Here is a 19,960-nt window from a genome sequence, read left to right as displayed (position 1 = left end):
TTATCAATAACACGTTGTTTTGAATCAACATTTAATGTTGAATTCGGAATTAACGTTGACATATTGCAATTCAGTTTTCAATGTTCATTGTTTGTTTTTAAATATGGTGGAGACTAGCGGGATCGAACCGCTGACCTCCTGCGTGCAAAGCAGGCGCTCTCCCATCTGAGCTAAGCCCCCATAGTTTTATAAGAGTCGGGAAGACAGGATTCGAACCTGCGACCCCTTGGTCCCAAACCAAGTGCTCTACCAAGCTGAGCTACTTCCCGTATTTATTATAATATGCATTTTAAAATGGTGCGCCCAATAGGAGTCGAACCTATAACCGCTTGATTCGTAGTCAAGTACTCTATCCAATTGAGCTATGGGCGCTCTATTAAAATGATGGTGCCGAGGACCGGAATCGAACCGGTACGATGATCTCTCATCGCAGGATTTTAAGTCCTGTGCGTCTGCCAGTTCCGCCACCCCGGCAATATAATGGAGCAGAAGACGGGATTCGAACCCGCGACCCCGACCTTGGCAAGGTCGTATTCTACCGCTGAACTACTTCTGCAAATTGAAACTGGATGAGCCATAGAGGATTCGAACCTCTGACCCTCTGATTAAAAGTCAGATGCTCTACCAACTGAGCTAATGGCTCATGAAATGGTGCCGGCCAGAGGACTTGAACCCCCAACCTACTGATTACAAGTCAGTTGCTCTACCAATTGAGCTAGGCCGGCTATTCATTTTTAAAAGATGGTGGAGGATGACGGGTTCGAACCGCCGACCCCCTGCTTGTAAGGCAGATGCTCTCCCAGCTGAGCTAATCCTCCACATGATTATTATAAAGCCTGGCAACGTCCTACTCTTGCGGAACGTAAGTCCAACTACCATCGGCGCTAAAGAGCTTAACTTCTGTGTTCGGCACGGGAACAGGTGTGACCTCTTTGCCATTGCCACCAGACAAAATAACTTACTCAATATATGATACACGTTTTATCAAATAATTGCAACGGTCAATTTTACACTATTTTTAAAATTTCTTTAAAAATCATTTACATAAGACTCTGTTGCTTTCTCTTGAATTTGACGACTTTTATATATTACTTCATTTTTCGTTATTAGTCAATAACTTTTGTGTTTTTTATTTTTAAACTTTATATTTAAGATTTCAATGTCTCGTTTCCTCAACTCGACTTGAATAATCTTATCATATGAATATGTTAAATGCCAAACCTTTTTTAGTATATTTTTATATTTTAATAGGCATTTATGTCCCAAATGTTTCTTATTACAAAAATTAATTAAAGTAATATTAACATATCTAATAATTAATAACAGTAATTACATTTATTCCCTATTAATAATATAAAAACTAGATCAGTTATCCCCCTATTATACAATATATACTGACCTAGTTTCTTGTTTCTATTTAATTGTGATACGTTTTTTATATAAACGGCTTATTTTTGTCTCATGTATGGGAATAATAGCACGTCACGAATCGAAGCTGAATCTGTAAGCAACATAACCAATCTATCAATACCGATACCTAGACCGCCTGTTGGAGGCATACCGTATTCTAATGCTTCAATAAAATCTTCGTCCATTTCATGTGCTTCGTCATTGCCTTCTTCTTTTTCGACTAGTTGAGCTTCAAATCTTTCTCTTTGATCGATAGGGTCATTCAATTCTGTAAATGCATTGCCGTGCTCTCTGCCTACAATAAACAGTTCGAAACGATCTGTAAATCTAGGATCTTCTGGATTTTTCTTAGCTAATGGTGAAATCTCGATAGGATGTCCATATACAAATGTTGGCTGAATTAATGTTTCTTCTACTTTTTGTTCAAAGAATTCATTTAAAATGTGTCCGTATTTCATATTACCGGTGATTTCGACCCCATGTTCTTTTGCGAGTGTTTTTGCTTCTTCATCACTTTGTACGTTATAGAAGTCTACACCGGTAGTCTCCTTAACTGCATCTGCCATATGGATTCGTTTCCAGTTTGATTCTAAATCAATTACATCTTCACCATAATTAATTTTGGCAGTACCTAATACTTTATTGGAAATGTGTCTGATCATATCTTCCGTTAAATCCATAATATCATGATAATTTGCATATGCTTCATATAGTTCAATCATCGTAAATTCAGGGTTATGACGTGTAGATACGCCTTCATTTCTAAACACACGACCAATTTCATATACTTTTTCCAATCCGCCTACGATAAGGCGTTTTAAGTGTAGTTCAATTGCAATTCGCATATAAAGCGTAGCGTCTAATGCGTTATGATGTGTTACAAATGGTCTAGCAGCAGCACCACCAGCTATTTGATGCATCATCGGTGTTTCTACTTCTAAGAAACCTTGTTGGTTTAAATAGTTACGCATCTCTTGTAAAATTTTGCTTCGGTTAATAAACGTTTTTGTGCTATCTTGATTTGTAATTAAATCGAGATAGCGTTGACGATAACGTTGTTCTATATCTTGTAAACCATGGAATTTGTCTGGTAATGGACGTAATGCTTTAGTTAAAAGGACAAATGATTTAGCTTTAACTGACAACTCACCTGTTTTAGTTTTAAACATTACTCCGTCGATACCGACTATATCTCCTAAATCTGTTGAATTCCAAATATCAAATTGCTCATCACCCACTTGATCTTTTCTTACGTAAATCTGAATCTGACCAGATAGGTCTTGTACATGTGCAAAACCAGCTTTACCTTTACCACGTTTTGTCATGACACGTCCAGCGATGCTAACATGGCTCTCTTCTTCTTTTTCTTGCAATTCTTCTTTTGTAAATTGGTCCCAATCTTCATGTAATGGTGTAGCCATTGAAGTTCTTTCAAATTTTTGACCAAACGGATCGATACCTAAATCATATAGTTCTTGCATTTTTTGACGACGTACTTGCATTTGGTCGTTCATTTCTTCTGACATAACTTTCTCTCCTTTATGCTTCTTGTTCCACATTTTTAGTTTCTTTATTTTTTACTTATTGTTAGAAATTGTGAATCATCTATATCATTTCTTATTTAGTTTCTTTTTGATTTAAAACATTTCTAACTTTGTCTTACTATGAAAAAATTTAAATACGCTGGATACATATTTACACATTCTCATTATGACAACTTTTTTCTCTTTTCAATTCTACTAGACGTTGCAAACGTAATAAAGGGATTAAAAATTCATCTTTTGTAGAAAACACGTCAACAAGTTGTTTAGTTTGTACCAACACATAATAAATGATTCAAAGCTCAACTCATACTTCTGAGCAATTACGCTCTATCTACCTCTCAATTTTGATACTTCTTAACTGAGTTATCAGTTGTCACTAAATTACCCACCTTTTTATTAGTGAGTGGCACAATACAATCTGATGCGATGTCATTTAATGGGATAAGCACAAATGAGCGATCCAACATGCGTGGATGCGGCACAATCAAATCATCTTCTTCAATGACTTGATCACCATATAATAAAACATCGACATCTAAAGTTCTAGGGCCCCATCGTATATCTCTCACTCTGTGCAGTTGTTGCTCTGTATCAAGACATGCGTTCAATAAGGCGTGTGGTTTTAGTGACGTTTGAATTTCAATGCATTGATTTAAAAATTGAGGTTGGTCGACATACCCAACAGGTTCAGTTTCATATATTGGCGATATTTGCGTTACATGGATGCCATCTTTTTCATTCAAAATACGAATGGCCTTCTTAAGTTGTACTTCTCTTTCTCCAACGTTACTTCCTAACCCTAAATATGCATATTCCATTAGAAATTCTCCCTCACTATTTCTATACCTACACCATCATAATGACCTGGTATAGGAGGATTTTCCTTAGTGATCCTAACTTTCGTTTCCATTACACGATTATAGTGTGAATTTATACGTTTTGCAATACGTTCAGCTAGATGCTCTAATAAATTTACTGGTTTACTTTCCATGATTGCTTTAATTTCATCGTATATCTCACCATAGTGAACTGTATCAGTGACTTGATCAGTTTTACCAGCAATACTCAAATCCACTTTCATTGTTACATCTACAATAAATATTTGGCCAATTTCATTTTCTGCTGGTAAAGCGCCATGGTAACAATAAAACTTCATACCATTAAGAAAGATTGTATCGTGCATACTCATTCTCCTTTAAATAATCCATACTTTGTCCTAAACGAGCATTGAGTACAACGTTATGCACTCTTACACCTTTAACGCCTTTCATTATACCATATGCAGTCGTGGCTGCTGTCGCTTCATCTCTTTCAGTCGCTTTGGTATCTTTATCAACCATTTCTTTAATAAATCTTTTTCTACTCGTCGCTAATAATACAGGATAGTCTGTAGCTACTAATTCATCTAATCGAGCCATTACTTCTTGTTCTTCTTCTCTGGTTTTAGCAAAACCAATACCCGGGTCAACCCAAACTTTCTCTTGAGGAATGCCAGCCATTTCCGCTTTGTTAGCTTGTTTTAATAAATATAAGAGCATTTCTTCAACAACAGGTTCTGACCTCTGACCATCACCATTATGCATCAGTACAATTTCACCTTCATATTTGGCTACAACGTCGAATATTTTTTCGTCATACAAACCAGCCCATTGATCATTAATCATAGTTGCGCCTAATTTCATTGCAGCTTCTGCAATCTCACTTCTATATGTATCAATAGAAAGTTGAATATCAAATTGATTTAACGCTTTTACAACAGGAATTACGCGTTCCAATTCTTCTGTCACGCTAATTTCTTCATAGCCTGCTGGACGTGTAGATATACCGCCTATATCTATGATATCTACACCTTCATCAATCATTTCTTCAGCTCTTTTGATTGCTTTTTCTACAGAATTATATTTACCGCCATCAGAAAATGAATCTGGGGTCACATTTAATATGCCCATAATTTTTGTATGTGCCATAGTCACTTCTTCCTTTCACGCTTAGATGCTCCATTAGCATTATAATTACTATTCTATAATAACGCTAATTATTATTTTTTTCAGTAAACAATGCTTAAACCATTTATAAGAAACAATTAACGAGATGCTCATTTTTAAAAAGAAACCTAGCGGTCATTTAATTGACTTTTGCATTTCAATATAAAATACTGAGTGTTTATTACAGGTAAAATATAAAATTAACCAATTGTTTTCCTTGAACGATTATTAATACTAAAAAAACCGATCGCGTATATACACGACCGGTTAGGAAAAATAAAATTTAATCTTCAAATGAATATAACGGTGTAGAAAGGTAACGTTCACCATTACTTGGTAATACAGTGACTACTGTTTTACCTTTACCTAATGATTTAGCTTTTTCTAAAGCTGCATAAATTGCTGCACCAGAAGAAATACCACCTAGGATACCCTCTTCTTTAGCAACTTTACGAGACATATCCATTGCTGTTTCGTTACCAACTTTGATTACTTCATCATAAACATTTGTATCTAGTGTGTCTGGTACAAAACCAGCCCCTAAGCCTTGTAATTTATGTGGACCAGGTTCGCCACCACTTAGTACAGGAGAATCTTCTGGTTCAATCGCCACAAGATTAATGTCAGGATATTTTTCTTTCAATACTTTACCGGCACCAGTCAATGTGCCCCCAGTACCAACACCTGCTAAGAAAGAATCAATTGTTTTTCCTTCAAACTGTTCGACCAATTCTGGACCAGTTGTCAATTCATGTACGCGTGGATTAGCCGGGTTTTCGAATTGTTGTGGTTCATAATAACCGTATTCTTCTTTTAGTTCTTTCGCTTTTTTAATAGCACCTTTCATCGCTTCTGCCCCTGGTGTTAAAACCACTTCTGCACCGTAAGCTTTCAATAGATTACGACGCTCTTGGCTCATTGTTTCAGGCATCGTAAATACTGCATTATAACCTTTAGCAGCACATACAAAAGCTAATCCGATGCCTGTATTACCACTCGTTGGTTCGACAATTGTATCACCTGGTTTAATCTTACCTTCTTTTTCGGCTGCTTCAATCATCGCTAAGGCAATACGGTCTTTAACTGAGCCCGCTGGGTTTTGGTACTCTAGTTTTACGTAAACATCTGCTGAATTTTCATCCACCACATTATTTAATTTAACTACCGGCGTATTGCCAATAATTTCGACGATATTATTTACTGGTTTATTTGTCATAAGTATTGCTCCTTTTCATTAAAAAGTCTAAAACCTACTTTTTCTATCGGATATACTTTTCATTTTATCAGATTTTGTTTTGAATACAACTGAGAAGATTGAATATTGCAATATTTTTATAATATGCTACTGTTACACTTCTATTTTATAGCAATTATTGCATCTTTTCTAATAATTCCTGTAATTCGCTTTCTGAATATTGATATTTGTTTCTGCAAAAGTGACATTCTGCCTCTGCGCCATGATCTTCATTAATCATGCTTTCTATTTCAGCTTGGCCGAGGCCTTTGATTGCATTCAAGAATTTTTCATGACCACAATTACATTCAAAACTTGTAGGCATATTTTCTAAAATTTGTACATTATCTTCTCCTAGTACTTCAAATAGAATTTCTTCAGGTGTTAAGCCTTGATCAATCAATTTAGAAACTGGCGTCATGTTATTGATAACTTCTTCCAACTTATTAATCGTTTCTTCTTCAGCACCAGGCATAACTTGAATAATAAAACCGCCAGCTGCTTTGATAGAATTATCAGGGTTTACTAGTACACCTAAACCAACAGATGAGGGTGTTTGTTCACTTTTAGCAAAATAGTAAGTGAAATCATCCCCCAATTCACCGGATACAAGTGGACTTGAACCTGAAAAATAGTCTTTCAAGCCAACATCTTTTACTACTGTTAATGCGCCATTACTGCCTACCGCACGGCCAACGTCTAATTTACCTACGTTATTTAAAGGAAAATGTGTTTGTGGGTTTGTTACATATCCTCTCACGTGGCCATTAGCATCTGCATCAGCAATGATTTTTCCAATCGGGCCTTGGCCATCCACGGTAACTGTTAATTTTTGTTCTCCTTTAAGCATAGCCCCCATCATTAATGTAGCAGTCATTGTTCTGCCAAGTGCTGCAGATGCTGTTGGCCAAGTATAATGTCTTGTTTGCGCTTCTTGTACGCTTTCTGTAGTTAAGGCACTATATGCTCTTATTTGTCCTCCATAAGCCAATGCTTTAACAATATAATCGTTTGTCATTTCTGTAATTACTCCTTTGATTTATTTTAATGTTTAAATTCATTTTTTAGTTTTCATTTAGAACTTTTTACTACTTTTTATCAATGCAATTTATTGTAATTGTTCAGGCAAAAAATTGCTACATATCTGTTTATAATGTTTATTTAAAAAATAAGTAACCATAAAAAGCTTCTTTCTACATCAATATGATAGCAGAAAGAAGCTTTTCGTTCAGTTATTAATTTCTATTGCTTGGATCATTAGGATCGCTTGGATTGCTTGGTTTATCAATGTTCGGCGGTTGTTCATGACCTGTGTCTTCATCAGAATCATCATCGCCGTCGTGTTGTCTTTCTTCTTTTTCTTTATCGATATCTTCTTCTTCTTTGCGGTCTTCTTCTTGTTGTTTATTACCGATGTCTCGTTGCTCTTTACGGACATCTTCATAAGATTTACCGTATTTACCTTCTTTAAATTCTTTTTCTTGATCACTCACAACTTTCGCCGCATCATAATCCACTTCAGGAAGTACACCATCATAGAATAATGAATGAATTTGTTCAGCAACTAATGTTTCTTCTTTTAATAAAGCCTCTGCAATTAAAATTAATTGTGATTGATGTTCTAAAAGAATGTCTTTACAACGTTCATATTGCTCTTTGATGATACGTTGGACTTCTTTATCGATTTCATAAGCAATTTGACCAGAGTATTCTGGTTCGCCTTGCATATCTTTACCTAAGAATACTTGTCCACTGCCACTGCTTGAGAATTGAACTGTACCGAGTTTCTTACTCATACCATATTCAGTAACCATTTGACGCGCGATTTGTGTTGCACGTTCAAAGTCATTTGAAGCACCAGTTGATACTTCGTTGAAGTTAATATCTTCAGAAACACGTCCGCCTAGCAAGCCACAAATTTTATCTAATAACTCTGGTTCAGTCATTAAGAAACGATCTTGTTTTGGTAACATCATTGCGTAACCGCCAGCTTGTCCACGTGGCACAATAGTCACTTTATGGACAACCTCTGCTTCATCAAGTACCATACCAATAATCGTATGACCTGCTTCGTGGTGCGCCACAATATTACGTTCTTTTTCTGAAATAACACGTGATTTTTTAGCAGGGCCAGCAATAACACGGTCAGTAGCCTCTTCTATATCACGCATGTCGATTTTCTTCTTACCTTCACGCACTGCAACTAATGATGCTTCGTTTAATAAGTTTTCTAAATCTGCACCTGAGAAGCCAGGTGTTCTTTGAGACACTGCTTTTAAATCCACTGTTTCATCAAGTGGTTTATTTCTAGCATGAACATGTAAAATGGCTTCACGCCCTTTGACATCTGGACGGCCGACTTGGATTTGTCTATCGAAACGACCTGGACGTAATAATGCCGGGTCTAAAATATCAGGTCTGTTTGTAGCGGCAATCATAATGATACCTTCATTTTCACCAAAACCATCCATTTCAACTAGCAATTGGTTTAATGTTTGTTCACGTTCATCGTGACCGCCACCTACACCAGCGCCACGTTGACGACCAACTGCATCGAGCTCATCAATAAAGATAATACAAGGTGCGTTTTTCTTAGCATTTTCAAACAAGTCACGTACACGGCTTGCACCGACACCTACAAACATCTCAACGAAGTCTGAACCACTGATTGAGAAGAATGGCGTACCTGCTTCACCAGCTACTGCACGCGCTAATAATGTTTTACCGGTACCTGGAGGCCCAACGAGTAAAACACCTTTTGGAATTCTAGAACCCATTTGTTTAAATTGTTTATTATCTTTTAAGAAGTCTACAATTTCTATTAATTCTTGTTTTTCTTCTTCTGCACCCGCTACATCTGAGAAGCGTACACGTTTTTTCTGGCTATCGTACATTTTAGCTTTGGACTTACCAAAGTTCATCATACGGCCGCCACCGCCGCCGCCTCCTTGTGCTTGGCTAAGGAAGAAAATAAATAATAAGGCAATGATTAATACAGGAATTAATGTAGTTAAAATACTTACAAATACACTTTGTTTTTCTTCTTCTTTAACTGTAAATTTCAATCCATCTTGATTTTGTGCTTTGTCTGTTATTTTTTCAAGCTCTTTATCATTGTTATATAAAATTGTTGAAGAATAATCTTCATCATTTTTAGTTTTACCACTTACCATATATACATTTTGTTCAGGTTGAATTTCTAATGATTTTAGTTCACCTTTATCCAGTTGCTTAACAAATTGGTTATAAGTAAGCTGTTTTGGCATATTTCCGTTACCATTTAGCCACGAAAACAAACCAAATATAATAACGCCAATGATTGCGATAACTAGCACGTTACGAAAGGCTTTCTGCATGCGTCGTTTCCTCCTACTTCAATAATAAAACTAACAAAAATTGTAACACAATACATAAGTTTCAGGCCAGTAATTATACTTTTTGTACATATGTTAAGACCTTTGTTAATTTTTTACTTTAATAATTTTTTAGATAAGATATACAAATGTTAAAACATACGCTTTATTAAACTTCTAAAAGTTTATGTATAGGCGAGTCAATTAAGTTAACATCACTATGTATATTAACTTATATTATCTAATTACGTTTTATAGTATATAACAATATTTCATCCGATTAAATTGTACTGCTTACTTTGAATAAATTTCTGGTTTAAGTGTGCCGATAAACGGTAGGTTTCTGTATTTCTCAGCGTAATCTAAGCCATAACCCACAACGAATTCATCTGGTATCTTTTGACCCACATATTTGGCTTCGATATCTGCTTTGCGTCGGTTTGGCTTATCTAACAATGTTACAATTTCAAGTGAGTTTACTTTTCTTGATTCTAATAATTCTGTAATTGATTTTAAAGTTGTCCCTGTTTCTAAAATATCTTCGATAATTAAAAGATCTTTCCCTTCTATAGAAGCACTCAAGTCTTTTAATATTTGTACTTCACCAGTAGACTCTGTCCCACCATGATAACTAGAAACATCCATAAAATCGATAGCTAGGTGTGTATCGATGTGTTTAATAAGGTCTGTCATAAACATTACTGAACCTTTTAAAATACCTATGCAAACAAGTGGCTTACCAGCGTATGCTTCAGTGATTTTCGCTCCTAAATCTTTGCATATGCCTTCTATTTCTGCCTCGTCTAATAACACTTCTTTTAAATCATCTCGCATATTTTCATTCCTCTCCCATATTTCGTATAAAAATAGATGTTTTATATTTATTATTTAAATATAACGTACCTACCGCAATAATTTCATCATCTGCATTAACTAAAATCGGTAACTGATTTCGTTCGGTTTGTATAATTTTATAATCAATAAGTAACCTACTAACCTTTTTGTGGCCTTGTACACCATTTAGTTTGAATTTATCCCCATCGTTTCTTGTTCTGACGAGTAATGGGTAACACTCATTTGGAAAATCATTCGTAATATCAATACTATAATGACCATAGTTATATACACCTGGGTGTTGAATCTGTATTGGCACAAGAGATTCATTATAATTTGCCATTATTATAAATTTATCATAAGCGATATAAATATTCCATTTATCTGTCGTATATAATGTGCATTGACTTACATGATTTTCAATTTGCCTGAACCAAGATTCATACATTTTTTCTGTCATCGGTTTTAATATACCTAATTTCGAAACAATTATATCTAATATGATTGTTTTCAAATTATGATTTAAATTAGAAAATAAGTCTCTTGGGATTACTATTTCTCTCTTATTAGCAATACCTTTAACATACATTTCAATAAAATGATTTGCTTCTTTTTTAAGGTCTTCTAGTTGTGTGTCATGCCATGCTTTCAATTTTAACAATTGTTTTGTCGACAAATGGCAGTTACGTTCTATTGCTGGTAAAATACGATTACGAATATCATTTCGTACATACTGATTTTCAGCATTCGTTTCGTCTTCATAATAAGGAACTTCATGCAAGCGCTGGTAATTTCGAATCTCAGCTTTAGTTATTTCTAACAGAGGTTTGCACAATGCATATGACCCTCTTGCAGTAAGATACGACATACCCAAACTACTTCGAGTGGAACGCCCAGTCATCAATCGATAAAAAATCGTCTCAATTTGGTCGTCTTGATGATGTGCCGTTAATAAAATATCTGCGCCAAGTTTTTCCATCATATCATCAAACCACTCGTAGCGTTTTAATCGAGCGATGCTTTCAATACTATTCCCTTTCTCAACGACATTCGATAAGTCTAAATGATGCACGTATAGGGGAATTTGGTATGAAGTACAGAAATGTTTTATAAATGTTTCTTCTTCCTTTGCAACATCGCGAATATGGTGATTCACATGTAAGCACGTTAGTTTACGATATGTTTGAGATAAATCAGTTATTAATTGATGCAATAATGCCATACTATCTATGCCTGTAGAAACAGCCAACACAATATGTTGATGCCCATCCCAACCGGCCGTGTTAATCTTCATCATAGCTTACCTCCTTTATCATAATATGAAAGTACTCCGTATCGCTAATTATTGGTACGATTGGTAAGTCTATATACAACAAAAAAGAGACTGTTTCCTTAAGCAAGAAAACAGTCTTATATTGTTAAAGTCAAACTTAATTTAGAATCATAATAAATGTTGTACTTAAGCAATTAATTTAAGTTCTCTTGGGAACAGTCTTATTTTATATATTTTTTAGCGTCTAGTGCCTTTTCCGCCACGTCTAGATTCAGTTTGACGTTTAATAGAAGTTAGCTTATCTTCGCTATCTTTTAAGAAGTTTGTTAATTTCTTTTCAAAATCCTCACCTTTAGGCTGAGATTGTTTATGATTTGGTTTGTTTTGAGGTCTACGTGGACGATCTTTTGCTTTTTTAATTGATAAACTAATTTTTCCGTCATCAGCAATTGAAAGCACTTTAACTTCAACTTCCTCACCAACAGATAAGTGATCCTCTACGTTTTCAACGTAATTATCTGCAACTTCACTTATGTGAACTAAGCCACTTTTTCCTTCTGGAAGCTCGACGAAAGCGCCAAACTTTTTAATTCCAGTGACTTTACCTTTAAGCTTGTTTCCTACTTCGATTGACATATTATAAATAAATCCTCCCGATTTGTTTCGATTTTAATCCTATTATATGCCTGTTTGCATAAATTAACAATGGTATAATGATGCAAAAAATTAATTTCAATTATTTACTATCTTTTTTATCTTTAGATTTAGAGTCAGACTTATTATCGCTAGGCAATTTAAAAATAACTTCCCCGTCGTTACTTAAATAGTAATCATCTCGTGCAACTTTTTCAATATAATCTTTATCATTCAAATTATTTAATTGCTCCTTCAACGCTAATTCTTCATCTTGTTGTTTTTGATATTTTTGTTCTTTTTGTTGACGTTCGGCTGCATCTTCACTATTACTTTGTTTTTGAGTGACAAGCATTACAGATAAAATAATGATAATGAGTAGTAAGATACCGCCAAATAAAGTGATACGTCTGCGAATGACACGTTTTCTCGTTTGTTTTTGTTGCTTTTTTTTATTTTCTGATGAAGTATACGTATTCCCTATATTTTCAACTTTTTTACTCAATTGCTTGTCACCTCTCTTTCTATATTTATATTTCACTTACTTTTTCTTCTTTAATTAATTCGTACATGCCTTTTGCATTTTCTTTCGTTGCATGTTCACTTAATCCTGTTACTTTAATTGTTACCACTTTTTGCCCAAATCGAACAACAAGTTCGTCAGATTCTTTAACATCTGTGCCTGCTTTAGCAACTGATCCATTGACAGTGACACGTCCTTGGTCACTGATTTCTTTTGCCAACGTACGACGTTTTACCAACCTTGAAACTTTAAGATATTTATCTAATCTCATCCCTTTTCCCTCCTTGCTCTAAAATTTGCTTTAAGTCCGCTTCACTTAATGACATATTTTTGGTTTTATCATACAACGCTAAGAAGTGGTCTGCAAATACTTTTTCAAACTTAACACGTTGTTTCTTTCCTTCTTTCGATTTCGCATCGGACCATATATTTTTTAAATCTTCTTCCGTTTCTGCTTTAGCATCATTAAAAACATGTGGGTGTCTGCGTATCATTTTTTCTGAAAGACTTTGAATCACTTCGTATATATCGATGTAGCCTTCTTTTTTACCTATACTTGCATGGAGCAACACCTGTAAAAGTATATCTCCTAACTCTTCAATCATATGCCAGTCATCTTCATTATCGATGGCTTCAAATAATTCAAATGTTTCTTCCAATAAATAACGTTTTAACGTGTGATGTGTTTGCACTTTATCCCATGGACAGCCTGTTTCCTCATCCACAAGTCGTTCTATAATACTAACTGCGTAGTCAAAATCACTATAATATGCTACTTCTTTTTCAACTTTCGGAATAAATACACTGGTTATGTTATTAAAAGCGTCGCTATAATGGTCTAATTCGTATAAAGGCGTGGCAATTACGTTGGCCTTGTTGTTTCTGGCTCCGTCCACAATATATACCATTTGTTCATCACTATAGCGTTCCATCAATGTTACTTTTAAATCGCCAGCAACCATCGAACTATAAACTTGCGTAACCAATGTATGTGTTCGGATATTCAGCTGTTCAGTTTGTATATCTGTTGCATCTAACATGGTAAAGCCATCATTCGGGTCAACTTTTATAGCTTCAAATATATCGTCTATAAAACTTTTTCCGCCTAAAATTTCAACTTCAACATCAGCATGTGTTTGGGCATATTGCTCTAATTTCACTGTCGTCGTTTCAGCTACACGCGGATGACCCGGCACCGTATATACAATGTCGCGTTCATTTACAGCGCTTATTAATTGCGACACAATTGATTCATACACTTCTTCAAAGGATTGGTTGTTTTGATATGCTTGGTCAAAACTATCGAATTGAATACCTTCCATCGTTAAGTCTTGAATAACTGGATGCTCTAATGTACGTGTATATACTAACGTTTGTTGTTTTAAAAATTTATAAATACCTAAAGGTAAATCATCTACACCATAATTGCCTAGCCCAACAATTGTGATTTTATTTGTCATTAACGTTTCCCTCTTTTCATGTGGAATAGCTTATCTCCAAAAGGTAAATGCTTAAGTTCTCTAAAGCTTAATAAATTCAGACGTACAATAGCAAATATCACCACACTTATGCCCATAAATGCTGCTATCGCTAACTCAACTAATCCTTCAACTCTTCCTTCACCTGGGATAAGAAGTAATACAATTTGTACGGCAAACGATAGCATCACCATTGTGAGCAGTAATTTAAAGATAAATTTTTGCATCGCTTGAAAATGATACGCTTTTAATACTTGGATATGCAATATCCAAACAAATACAATAAGTGATAGTACAGTACTCAGACTTGCGCCTATTATTGAAAGTTGCGGTATTAACACAAGGTTTAATATCGTTTTAATAACAATGCCAGCGCAGAACGCTAATAATATCATTCTCACTTGATTTTTCACTTGTAGTAACGCAATATCCATCATTATGAGAGACACACATATGACTGTAAGCATATAAATTGAAAGCGTTCCGTTTAAGCTATCGTTTTTAAAAAACACATGGTTCATGATTGGAAGCAAATTGATTAAACCAACGGCAGCTGACACACTAAATAAGATGGTTATCTTTATAGACGCATTAGCATAACGATTCATGCGCATATATTGTTTCCTTTTTATCGCATCAGTCAGTAGTGGAATAAGCACAAAACAAAATGTAGTTGTTACAATCAAACCCATCTGAATAAATGAAGCGCCTCGGTCAAAAATTCCTTTTTGAACTGTAGCTGCTTCAAAACCTAGGCCCATATACTGAAGTGAACGTATTATTGTAAAGCTATCAACTACTTGCCATACAATAACAATCAATTGACTTACTGCAAAAACGATAATTCCAAGCGTTAATTTTTTCCAAGCTACATGGTTTCCTGTATATGTGCGTGTTAATTTAAATGGTCTGCGTTGTATCAGAAATAGGCTTGAAACTAAAAAACCTATTGCAGAGCCAAGAATCGCTAATGTACCCGCTTGGTAAATATCCCATGACTGACTTGCGAACATCACGATAGCAGCCATTATAATTGCTACACGAATAAACTGCTCTATTACCTGTGAAATAGCTGGCGTGTTCATATGTCGGTGCGCCTGGTAATACCCACGATATACACCGAGGACACCAACAAATAAAAAGCTAACACTTGCCGCTCTTAACATGGGTGCTAAATTGATATCTCCCATCAGTAGTGCCACCCAATGGGCACAAATGAACATTAGAAAGAAAAATACAATACCTATATATTGCAACCTTAGTAATACGCGAGTGTATTGACTGGCTTGACCGTTCACACCGAAAGTTTGAGTTACAGCACTTGGGATTGCATTCATTGTTAAAATAACGCCTAATGCTACAATTGGATAAACTTGTTGGTAAGCGTATAATCCCTCGTCCCCTAGTATATTTTGATATGGAACGCGATACAACGCACTAAGTACCTTGACGATAATAAGTGCTATCGTAAGTACAACGACACCATTAAAAGTATTTGGTGTGTCAAATTTAGTTTTCATCCGGTATAACCATACTTTCTTCTAAACATTTTGCTAAGAATTTTAAGTTATCTAACCAAGCTTTACCTTTATTTAACGTCACTTTCATTTTACCATCTTGAACGCCAACTTTCATTGCACGCCCTAAAGGTTGTGTTTGTTTAAAGAGTGTTTCACCATTTATATCAGTAGTCGCTTTTTCAGATAAATCAATTTCAATTTTTTTACCCATATCTTTAATTAGTGTTACTCCTGCGTGCAATGCATATACTTTAATTTCCATCATTTCTAATAATCTTTCAACTTCAACAGGATAGTCGTTGAAGCGGTCTATGAGCTCATCTTTAATGTCCATCAATTGTGATTTTGTTTCAATTTTACGCAGTTTTTTATAAATTTCAATTTTAGCCTGTTCATTTGGAATATATTCTGCTGGTAAATAAGCATCAATATTTAATTCTATTTCAACTTCTGGTACGTCAGGTTTTTCTTCTTTAATACCGCGTTTTTCATTAACGGCTTCTTCTAACATTTGGGAATATAAATCAAAGCCTACTGAATCAATAAACCCATGCTGTTGCTTACCTAAAAGGTTACCAGCACCACGAATATTCAAATCACGCATAGCGATCTTAAAACCTGAACCTAATTCAGTGAATTCTTTAATTGCTTGTAATCTTTCTTCCGCAGTTTCTGATAACACTTTATTAGAAGGGTGTAAGAAATACGCATAACCAATACGACTTGAGCGTCCCACGCGTCCTCGTAATTGATATAATTGACTAAGCCCAAATTTGTCAGCATCCTCAATAATTAAGGTGTTCGCATTTGGGACATCTACGCCCGTTTCAATTATTGTTGTTGTGACAAGAATATCAAATTCATGATTGATAAAACTCAACATAGTTTCTTCTAAGTCTCGTTCATTCATTTGTCCATGCGCTACGCCAATATTGGCGTCTGGCATTAACATTTGTAACTGTTCTCGTTTCTCATAAATCGATTGGACTTTATTATATAAATAAAACACTTGTCCATCTCTTGAAAGTTCTCTTTCCAAAGCTTCTTTAATAAAATTCATATTTTGTTCTAACACATAAGTTTGGACTGGAAAACGATTTTCTGGTGGTGTTTCGATCACTGATAAATCACGAACACCTAACATACTCATATGCAACGTTCTTGGGATAGGCGTTGCTGTTAGCGTTAATACATCAACATTGGCCTTAAGTGATTTAATTTTTTCCTTATGTCGCACACCAAATCGTTGTTCTTCGTCGACAATTAATAATCCTAAATCCTTATAATGGATATCTTTACCTAATAGTTTGTGTGTACCTACAACAATATCCACCTCACCTGATTTCAAACCTTCTTTAACTTCTTTAACTTCTTTGGTAGTTCTAAATCTACTAATGAGTTGAATTTCTATTGGGAAATCTTGCATACGTTCTATTAACGTTTCATAATGTTGTTGCGCTAATATTGTCGTAGGCACAAGGAATGCTACCTGCTTACCTTCCATAACTGCTTTAAACGCTGCTCGAACGGCGACTTCTGTTTTACCGTAACCAACATCACCGCATAACAGTCTGTCCATTGGTCGCTCAACTTCCATATCTTGCTTAATTTCTTCAATCGATTTTCCTTGGTCGGGTGTCAATTCATAAGGGAAATCTATTTCAAAATCATTTTGCTGTGGTGTATCTGGCCCATATTTATACCCAACTGACATTTCTCTTTCTTTATATAGTTCTATTAATTCATCAGCCATATCTTCAACATTTTGTTGAACCTTGGCTTTTGTTTTTTTCCATTCGGTGCCCCCGAGTTTGTTTAACTTGGGTGACTTGTCTTCGGAAGCCACGTATTTTTGTACTTGATCCATTTGATCGACGGGTACAAATAATTGGTCGGTTCCTTTATATTGCAGTTTGATATAATCTTTATGAACGCCTCCAACTTCAAGGGTTTCAACACCTAAATATTTACCGACACCATGATGCACGTGGACCACAAAATCTCCAACTTTTAAATCTTGATAGGATTTAATTTTCTCTGCATTGGTTAATTTTTTATGTTGTTTCGCTTTTTTCTTCTGCTTAGATTTAAAAAGCTCACGTTCTGTTACAACGGCTAACTGCATATAAGGTAATTCAAAACCTTCTGACAAACTACCTTCAGTGATAATTGCGCTACCACCTTCAACCTGTGGGCTTGGTGTATCGATAAACGTTGGTATATGCATTTCATTTAACATTGATTGGATGCGCTCTTTTTTTAATTCAGTTTCTGCTAATACGATGACAGTATAATCATTCTGAATAAAACGCTGAAATTCTGAACGCATAATATCATATTGACCGTAAAATTGTTGTACCGGTTTACAAGAAAACTTAATGATATCATTCAATTCTACAGACATGGTCGTAGTAAATAGCGTAAAGTACGTGACTGGATATTGTTTTAATAAAGATTCAAAACCATCATATTGTAAAAAGTTTTGACCCATAAACCCTTTACCACTCTCGATTAAACCTTGCATAAATTCATCCGCTTCAGAAATCAGGTTTGTTTCTGTTTCTTTAATACGATTGTATTCATCAACAGCAACTATGGCATCATCTTTGAAATAATCAATAATGGTTGCAGGTTCTTCATACATAAACGCTACAAGCCTACGTAGTACTTGATGATCAAATAAAGAAGATTCAAACAGCTGAAAGCTTTCATAAGTCTCTTTCAAATCATTACGTACTGATTTATCTATTTTAGGACGCGTATATTCATATGCTTCTTTTAACTTTAATTTTGTATGTTTCAATACATCATCAGTAATGATATAATCACTGGCCGTTGTGATTTCTACTTGATCTAAATTAGCCTCTGAGCGTTGTGTTTCCACATCAAAGTGGCGAATAGAATCTACTTCTGTATCGAACAGTTCAATTCGTACAGGCATGCCTATCAATGGGTATATATCAATAATCCCCCCACGTAAAGAAATTTCCCCAATATGTGAGACAACGCTTTCTCTTCGATATCCCATGTTCACAAGTTTATTTAAAAATTCATCAACGTCTATATCGTCGCCAATAGCTAGTCTAAGTTGATGCGATTGCCACATTTCAACTGGTGTTAACCACTTTTTCAATCCGTTTAAAGGCACGATAAACAAGCCTCTCTTTTCTTGAGCAAGCGCAGTTAATGTGCGCACACGTTCACTCATAAATTGAGGGCTTTGTGTTGAAAATTCTTCTGTCATAATATCTTGCATTGGATATTTGTATATATCATCAGCGTCTATATATTGAAGCAAATCGCTTTCTAACTTATCGGCTTGATATAAATTATTTGTTATCACAAGCATTTGTTTAGGACTGTGAATAAACTTTTCAGCTATAATGGTCGCTTTGGCAGAACTAGATAATCCTGTTACTAATACATTTTCTTCACCAAATACTGCATTCAATTCTTGGTAACGTTTATCTTCTTTAATATATTCTGTAATTATTGATTTCACTTGACCTCACCATTAAACTCATTCATCACATGATCAAAACGAGCGCTTTCAATATATGCTTCTACTGCACGTGCTGAATGTTCTATTACTTTATTCATTGTTTCCATTTCTTGTTTTGTAAACCTTTGTAAAACATAATCAACGATAGACATGCCATTGGAAGGACGATCCACTCCTATTCTAATACGTTTAAATTGATCTGTACCTAAAGATTGTATAATCGATTTCATACCGTTATGACCACCAGCGCTTCCTTTTTGTCGCAAGCGAATCTCACCTTGTGGTAAATCTAAATCATCATATAGTACGAGTAAATCGTCTACATCAATATCATAATACTTCATCAGCGGGCCTACTGCTTCACCAGATAAATTCATCATCGTCATCGGTTCAATAAACATAACTTTTTCACCCGCTAAACGTTCTATGGTATAAGCACCTTTATATTTTTGTTTATCTAATTTAAATTGGTTTTGTTCTAACATATAATCAACGACTTCAAATCCAATATTATGTTTGGTTTGCTCGAAGCGTTTGCCTATATTGCCTAAACCTACAATACATTTCATTACGTTACCTCCAATAATTATTAATCGTCATATATTTTTGTTATTTTGTAACTTTATCATGTCACTCATTTTTGTAATCATATCATTCACTATATTAACATA

General features: G+C 35.0%; 16 protein-coding genes, 8 tRNA genes and 1 rRNA gene. All 25 read right to left on the bottom strand.

The features are described from left to right. Nucleotides 1-104: 104 nt before the first annotated feature. The 25 genes from KA894_RS14140 to pth all read right to left on the bottom strand — a co-directional run bounded on the left by KA894_RS14140 (nucleotide 105) and on the right by pth (nucleotide 19,858). A tRNA-Ala gene (locus KA894_RS14140) sits at nucleotides 105-180 on the bottom strand. 15 nt (nucleotides 181-195) lie between these two features. Next, a tRNA-Pro gene (locus KA894_RS14135) sits at nucleotides 196-269 on the bottom strand. A gap of 26 nt (nucleotides 270-295) precedes the next feature. Next, nucleotides 296-372: transfer RNA gene (locus KA894_RS14130), tRNA-Arg, on the bottom strand. A 13-nt stretch (nucleotides 373-385) separates the two neighbouring features. Continuing rightward, nucleotides 386-474, bottom strand: a tRNA-Leu gene (locus KA894_RS14125). Nucleotides 475-481: 7 nt separating this feature from the next. Beyond that, nucleotides 482-556 (bottom strand) — tRNA-Gly (locus tag KA894_RS14120). Between the two features lie 14 nt (nucleotides 557-570). Next, nucleotides 571-643: transfer RNA gene (locus KA894_RS14115), tRNA-Lys, on the bottom strand. Between the two features lie 6 nt (nucleotides 644-649). Further along, nucleotides 650-725 (bottom strand) — tRNA-Thr (locus KA894_RS14110). 17 nt (nucleotides 726-742) lie between these two features. Beyond that, a tRNA-Val gene (locus KA894_RS14105) sits at nucleotides 743-818 on the bottom strand. Nucleotides 819-834: 16 nt separating this feature from the next. Continuing rightward, nucleotides 835-949: ribosomal RNA gene (gene rrf, locus KA894_RS14100) — 5S ribosomal RNA — on the bottom strand. A gap of 499 nt (nucleotides 950-1,448) precedes the next feature. Continuing rightward, nucleotides 1,449-2,936, bottom strand: a complete 1,488-nt coding sequence (lysS, locus tag KA894_RS14095; protein ID WP_103372607.1) for a lysine--tRNA ligase — start codon at nucleotides 2,934-2,936, stop codon at nucleotides 1,449-1,451. Nucleotides 2,937-3,292: 356 nt separating this feature from the next. Further along, nucleotides 3,293-3,772 (bottom strand): 2-amino-4-hydroxy-6-hydroxymethyldihydropteridine diphosphokinase, encoded by a 480-nt coding sequence (gene folK / locus KA894_RS14090; RefSeq protein ID WP_096810943.1) that lies wholly within the window; start codon nucleotides 3,770-3,772, stop codon nucleotides 3,293-3,295. Continuing rightward, a complete protein-coding gene (gene folB, locus KA894_RS14085) occupies nucleotides 3,772-4,137 on the bottom strand; it encodes a dihydroneopterin aldolase (protein ID WP_096810944.1) in 366 nt (121 codons plus the stop codon). Before folB ends, folK begins: the two co-directional genes overlap by 1 nt. Further along, the gene (folP, locus tag KA894_RS14080) at nucleotides 4,115-4,921 is read right to left on the bottom strand and encodes a dihydropteroate synthase (protein ID WP_210134023.1); all 807 of its coding nucleotides are present in this window, start codon (nucleotides 4,919-4,921) and stop codon (nucleotides 4,115-4,117) included. The genes folB and folP overlap by 23 nt, the downstream gene beginning before the upstream one ends. Before the next feature lie 301 nt (nucleotides 4,922-5,222). Continuing rightward, on the bottom strand, nucleotides 5,223-6,155 hold the full coding sequence (gene cysK, locus KA894_RS14075; protein WP_096810946.1) for a cysteine synthase A: 933 nt from the start codon (nucleotides 6,153-6,155) through the stop codon (nucleotides 5,223-5,225). A gap of 154 nt (nucleotides 6,156-6,309) precedes the next feature. Continuing rightward, complete coding sequence (gene hslO / locus KA894_RS14070) at nucleotides 6,310-7,191, bottom strand: Hsp33 family molecular chaperone HslO (protein ID WP_103372609.1); 882 nt, start codon at nucleotides 7,189-7,191, stop codon at nucleotides 6,310-6,312. Nucleotides 7,192-7,408: 217 nt separating this feature from the next. Beyond that, the gene (gene ftsH / locus KA894_RS14065) at nucleotides 7,409-9,529 is read right to left on the bottom strand and encodes an ATP-dependent zinc metalloprotease FtsH (RefSeq protein ID WP_107644126.1); all 2,121 of its coding nucleotides are present in this window, start codon (nucleotides 9,527-9,529) and stop codon (nucleotides 7,409-7,411) included. Between the two features lie 291 nt (nucleotides 9,530-9,820). After that, the gene (hpt, locus tag KA894_RS14060; protein WP_119488061.1) at nucleotides 9,821-10,360 is read right to left on the bottom strand and encodes a hypoxanthine phosphoribosyltransferase; all 540 of its coding nucleotides are present in this window, start codon (nucleotides 10,358-10,360) and stop codon (nucleotides 9,821-9,823) included. A 4-nt stretch (nucleotides 10,361-10,364) separates the two neighbouring features. Then, nucleotides 10,365-11,654, bottom strand: a complete 1,290-nt coding sequence (gene tilS / locus KA894_RS14055) for a tRNA lysidine(34) synthetase TilS (RefSeq protein WP_096811243.1) — start codon at nucleotides 11,652-11,654, stop codon at nucleotides 10,365-10,367. A gap of 216 nt (nucleotides 11,655-11,870) precedes the next feature. Continuing rightward, nucleotides 11,871-12,269, bottom strand: a complete 399-nt coding sequence (locus tag KA894_RS14050) for a S1 domain-containing RNA-binding protein (RefSeq protein WP_096810950.1) — start codon at nucleotides 12,267-12,269, stop codon at nucleotides 11,871-11,873. Nucleotides 12,270-12,369: 100 nt separating this feature from the next. Further along, nucleotides 12,370-12,771, bottom strand: coding sequence for a septum formation initiator family protein (locus KA894_RS14045; protein WP_096810951.1), 402 nt, complete (start codon nucleotides 12,769-12,771; stop codon nucleotides 12,370-12,372). A 25-nt stretch (nucleotides 12,772-12,796) separates the two neighbouring features. Beyond that, nucleotides 12,797-13,060: an RNA-binding S4 domain-containing protein gene (locus KA894_RS14040; RefSeq protein ID WP_096810952.1), complete on the bottom strand. Its 264-nt coding sequence runs from the start codon at nucleotides 13,058-13,060 to the stop codon at nucleotides 12,797-12,799. Next, a complete protein-coding gene (locus KA894_RS14035; protein ID WP_115342418.1) occupies nucleotides 13,047-14,249 on the bottom strand; it encodes a MazG nucleotide pyrophosphohydrolase domain-containing protein in 1,203 nt (400 codons plus the stop codon). The genes KA894_RS14040 and KA894_RS14035 overlap by 14 nt, the downstream gene beginning before the upstream one ends. Then, entirely contained in the window at nucleotides 14,249-15,787 is a 1,539-nt protein-coding gene (locus tag KA894_RS14030) for a polysaccharide biosynthesis protein (RefSeq protein WP_210134022.1), read from the bottom strand. Before KA894_RS14030 ends, KA894_RS14035 begins: the two co-directional genes overlap by 1 nt. Further along, nucleotides 15,777-19,289, bottom strand: a complete 3,513-nt coding sequence (gene mfd / locus KA894_RS14025; RefSeq protein WP_119488063.1) for a transcription-repair coupling factor — start codon at nucleotides 19,287-19,289, stop codon at nucleotides 15,777-15,779. Before mfd ends, KA894_RS14030 begins: the two co-directional genes overlap by 11 nt. Further along, on the bottom strand, nucleotides 19,286-19,858 hold the full coding sequence (gene pth / locus KA894_RS14020; RefSeq protein ID WP_096810956.1) for an aminoacyl-tRNA hydrolase: 573 nt from the start codon (nucleotides 19,856-19,858) through the stop codon (nucleotides 19,286-19,288). Before pth ends, mfd begins: the two co-directional genes overlap by 4 nt. Between the last annotated feature and the right edge of the window lie 102 nt (nucleotides 19,859-19,960).

The sequence above is a fragment of the Staphylococcus sp. GDY8P131P genome (genome assembly GCF_017891975.1).
Lineage (GTDB): Bacteria > Bacillota > Bacilli > Staphylococcales > Staphylococcaceae > Staphylococcus > Staphylococcus nepalensis.
This window is presented reverse-complemented; position numbering and strand designations above follow the sequence as displayed.

What these genes read in the sequence shown, in the direction of transcription:
- lysS (WP_103372607.1), bottom strand. Translation starts at nt 2,936, where the DNA reads ATGTCAGAAGAAATGAACGACCAAATGCAAGTACGTCGTCAAAAAATG.
- KA894_RS14035 (WP_115342418.1), bottom strand. Translation starts at nt 14,249, where the DNA reads ATGACAAATAAAATCACAATTGTTGGGCTAGGCAATTATGGTGTAGAT.
- tilS (WP_096811243.1), bottom strand. Translation starts at nt 11,654, where the DNA reads ATGAAGATTAACACGGCCGGTTGGGATGGGCATCAACATATTGTGTTG.
- KA894_RS14040 (WP_096810952.1), bottom strand. Translation starts at nt 13,060, where the DNA reads ATGAGATTAGATAAATATCTTAAAGTTTCAAGGTTGGTAAAACGTCGT.
- ftsH (WP_107644126.1), bottom strand. Translation starts at nt 9,529, where the DNA reads ATGCAGAAAGCCTTTCGTAACGTGCTAGTTATCGCAATCATTGGCGTT.
- pth (WP_096810956.1), bottom strand. Translation starts at nt 19,858, where the DNA reads ATGAAATGTATTGTAGGTTTAGGCAATATAGGCAAACGCTTCGAGCAA.
- folP (WP_210134023.1), bottom strand. Translation starts at nt 4,921, where the DNA reads ATGGCACATACAAAAATTATGGGCATATTAAATGTGACCCCAGATTCA.
- folK (WP_096810943.1), bottom strand. Translation starts at nt 3,772, where the DNA reads ATGGAATATGCATATTTAGGGTTAGGAAGTAACGTTGGAGAAAGAGAA.
- KA894_RS14050 (WP_096810950.1), bottom strand. Translation starts at nt 12,269, where the DNA reads ATGTCAATCGAAGTAGGAAACAAGCTTAAAGGTAAAGTCACTGGAATT.
- hpt (WP_119488061.1), bottom strand. Translation starts at nt 10,360, where the DNA reads ATGCGAGATGATTTAAAAGAAGTGTTATTAGACGAGGCAGAAATAGAA.
- cysK (WP_096810946.1), bottom strand. Translation starts at nt 6,155, where the DNA reads ATGACAAATAAACCAGTAAATAATATCGTCGAAATTATTGGCAATACG.
- KA894_RS14030 (WP_210134022.1), bottom strand. Translation starts at nt 15,787, where the DNA reads ATGAAAACTAAATTTGACACACCAAATACTTTTAATGGTGTCGTTGTA.
- folB (WP_096810944.1), bottom strand. Translation starts at nt 4,137, where the DNA reads ATGCACGATACAATCTTTCTTAATGGTATGAAGTTTTATTGTTACCAT.
- hslO (WP_103372609.1), bottom strand. Translation starts at nt 7,191, where the DNA reads ATGACAAACGATTATATTGTTAAAGCATTGGCTTATGGAGGACAAATA.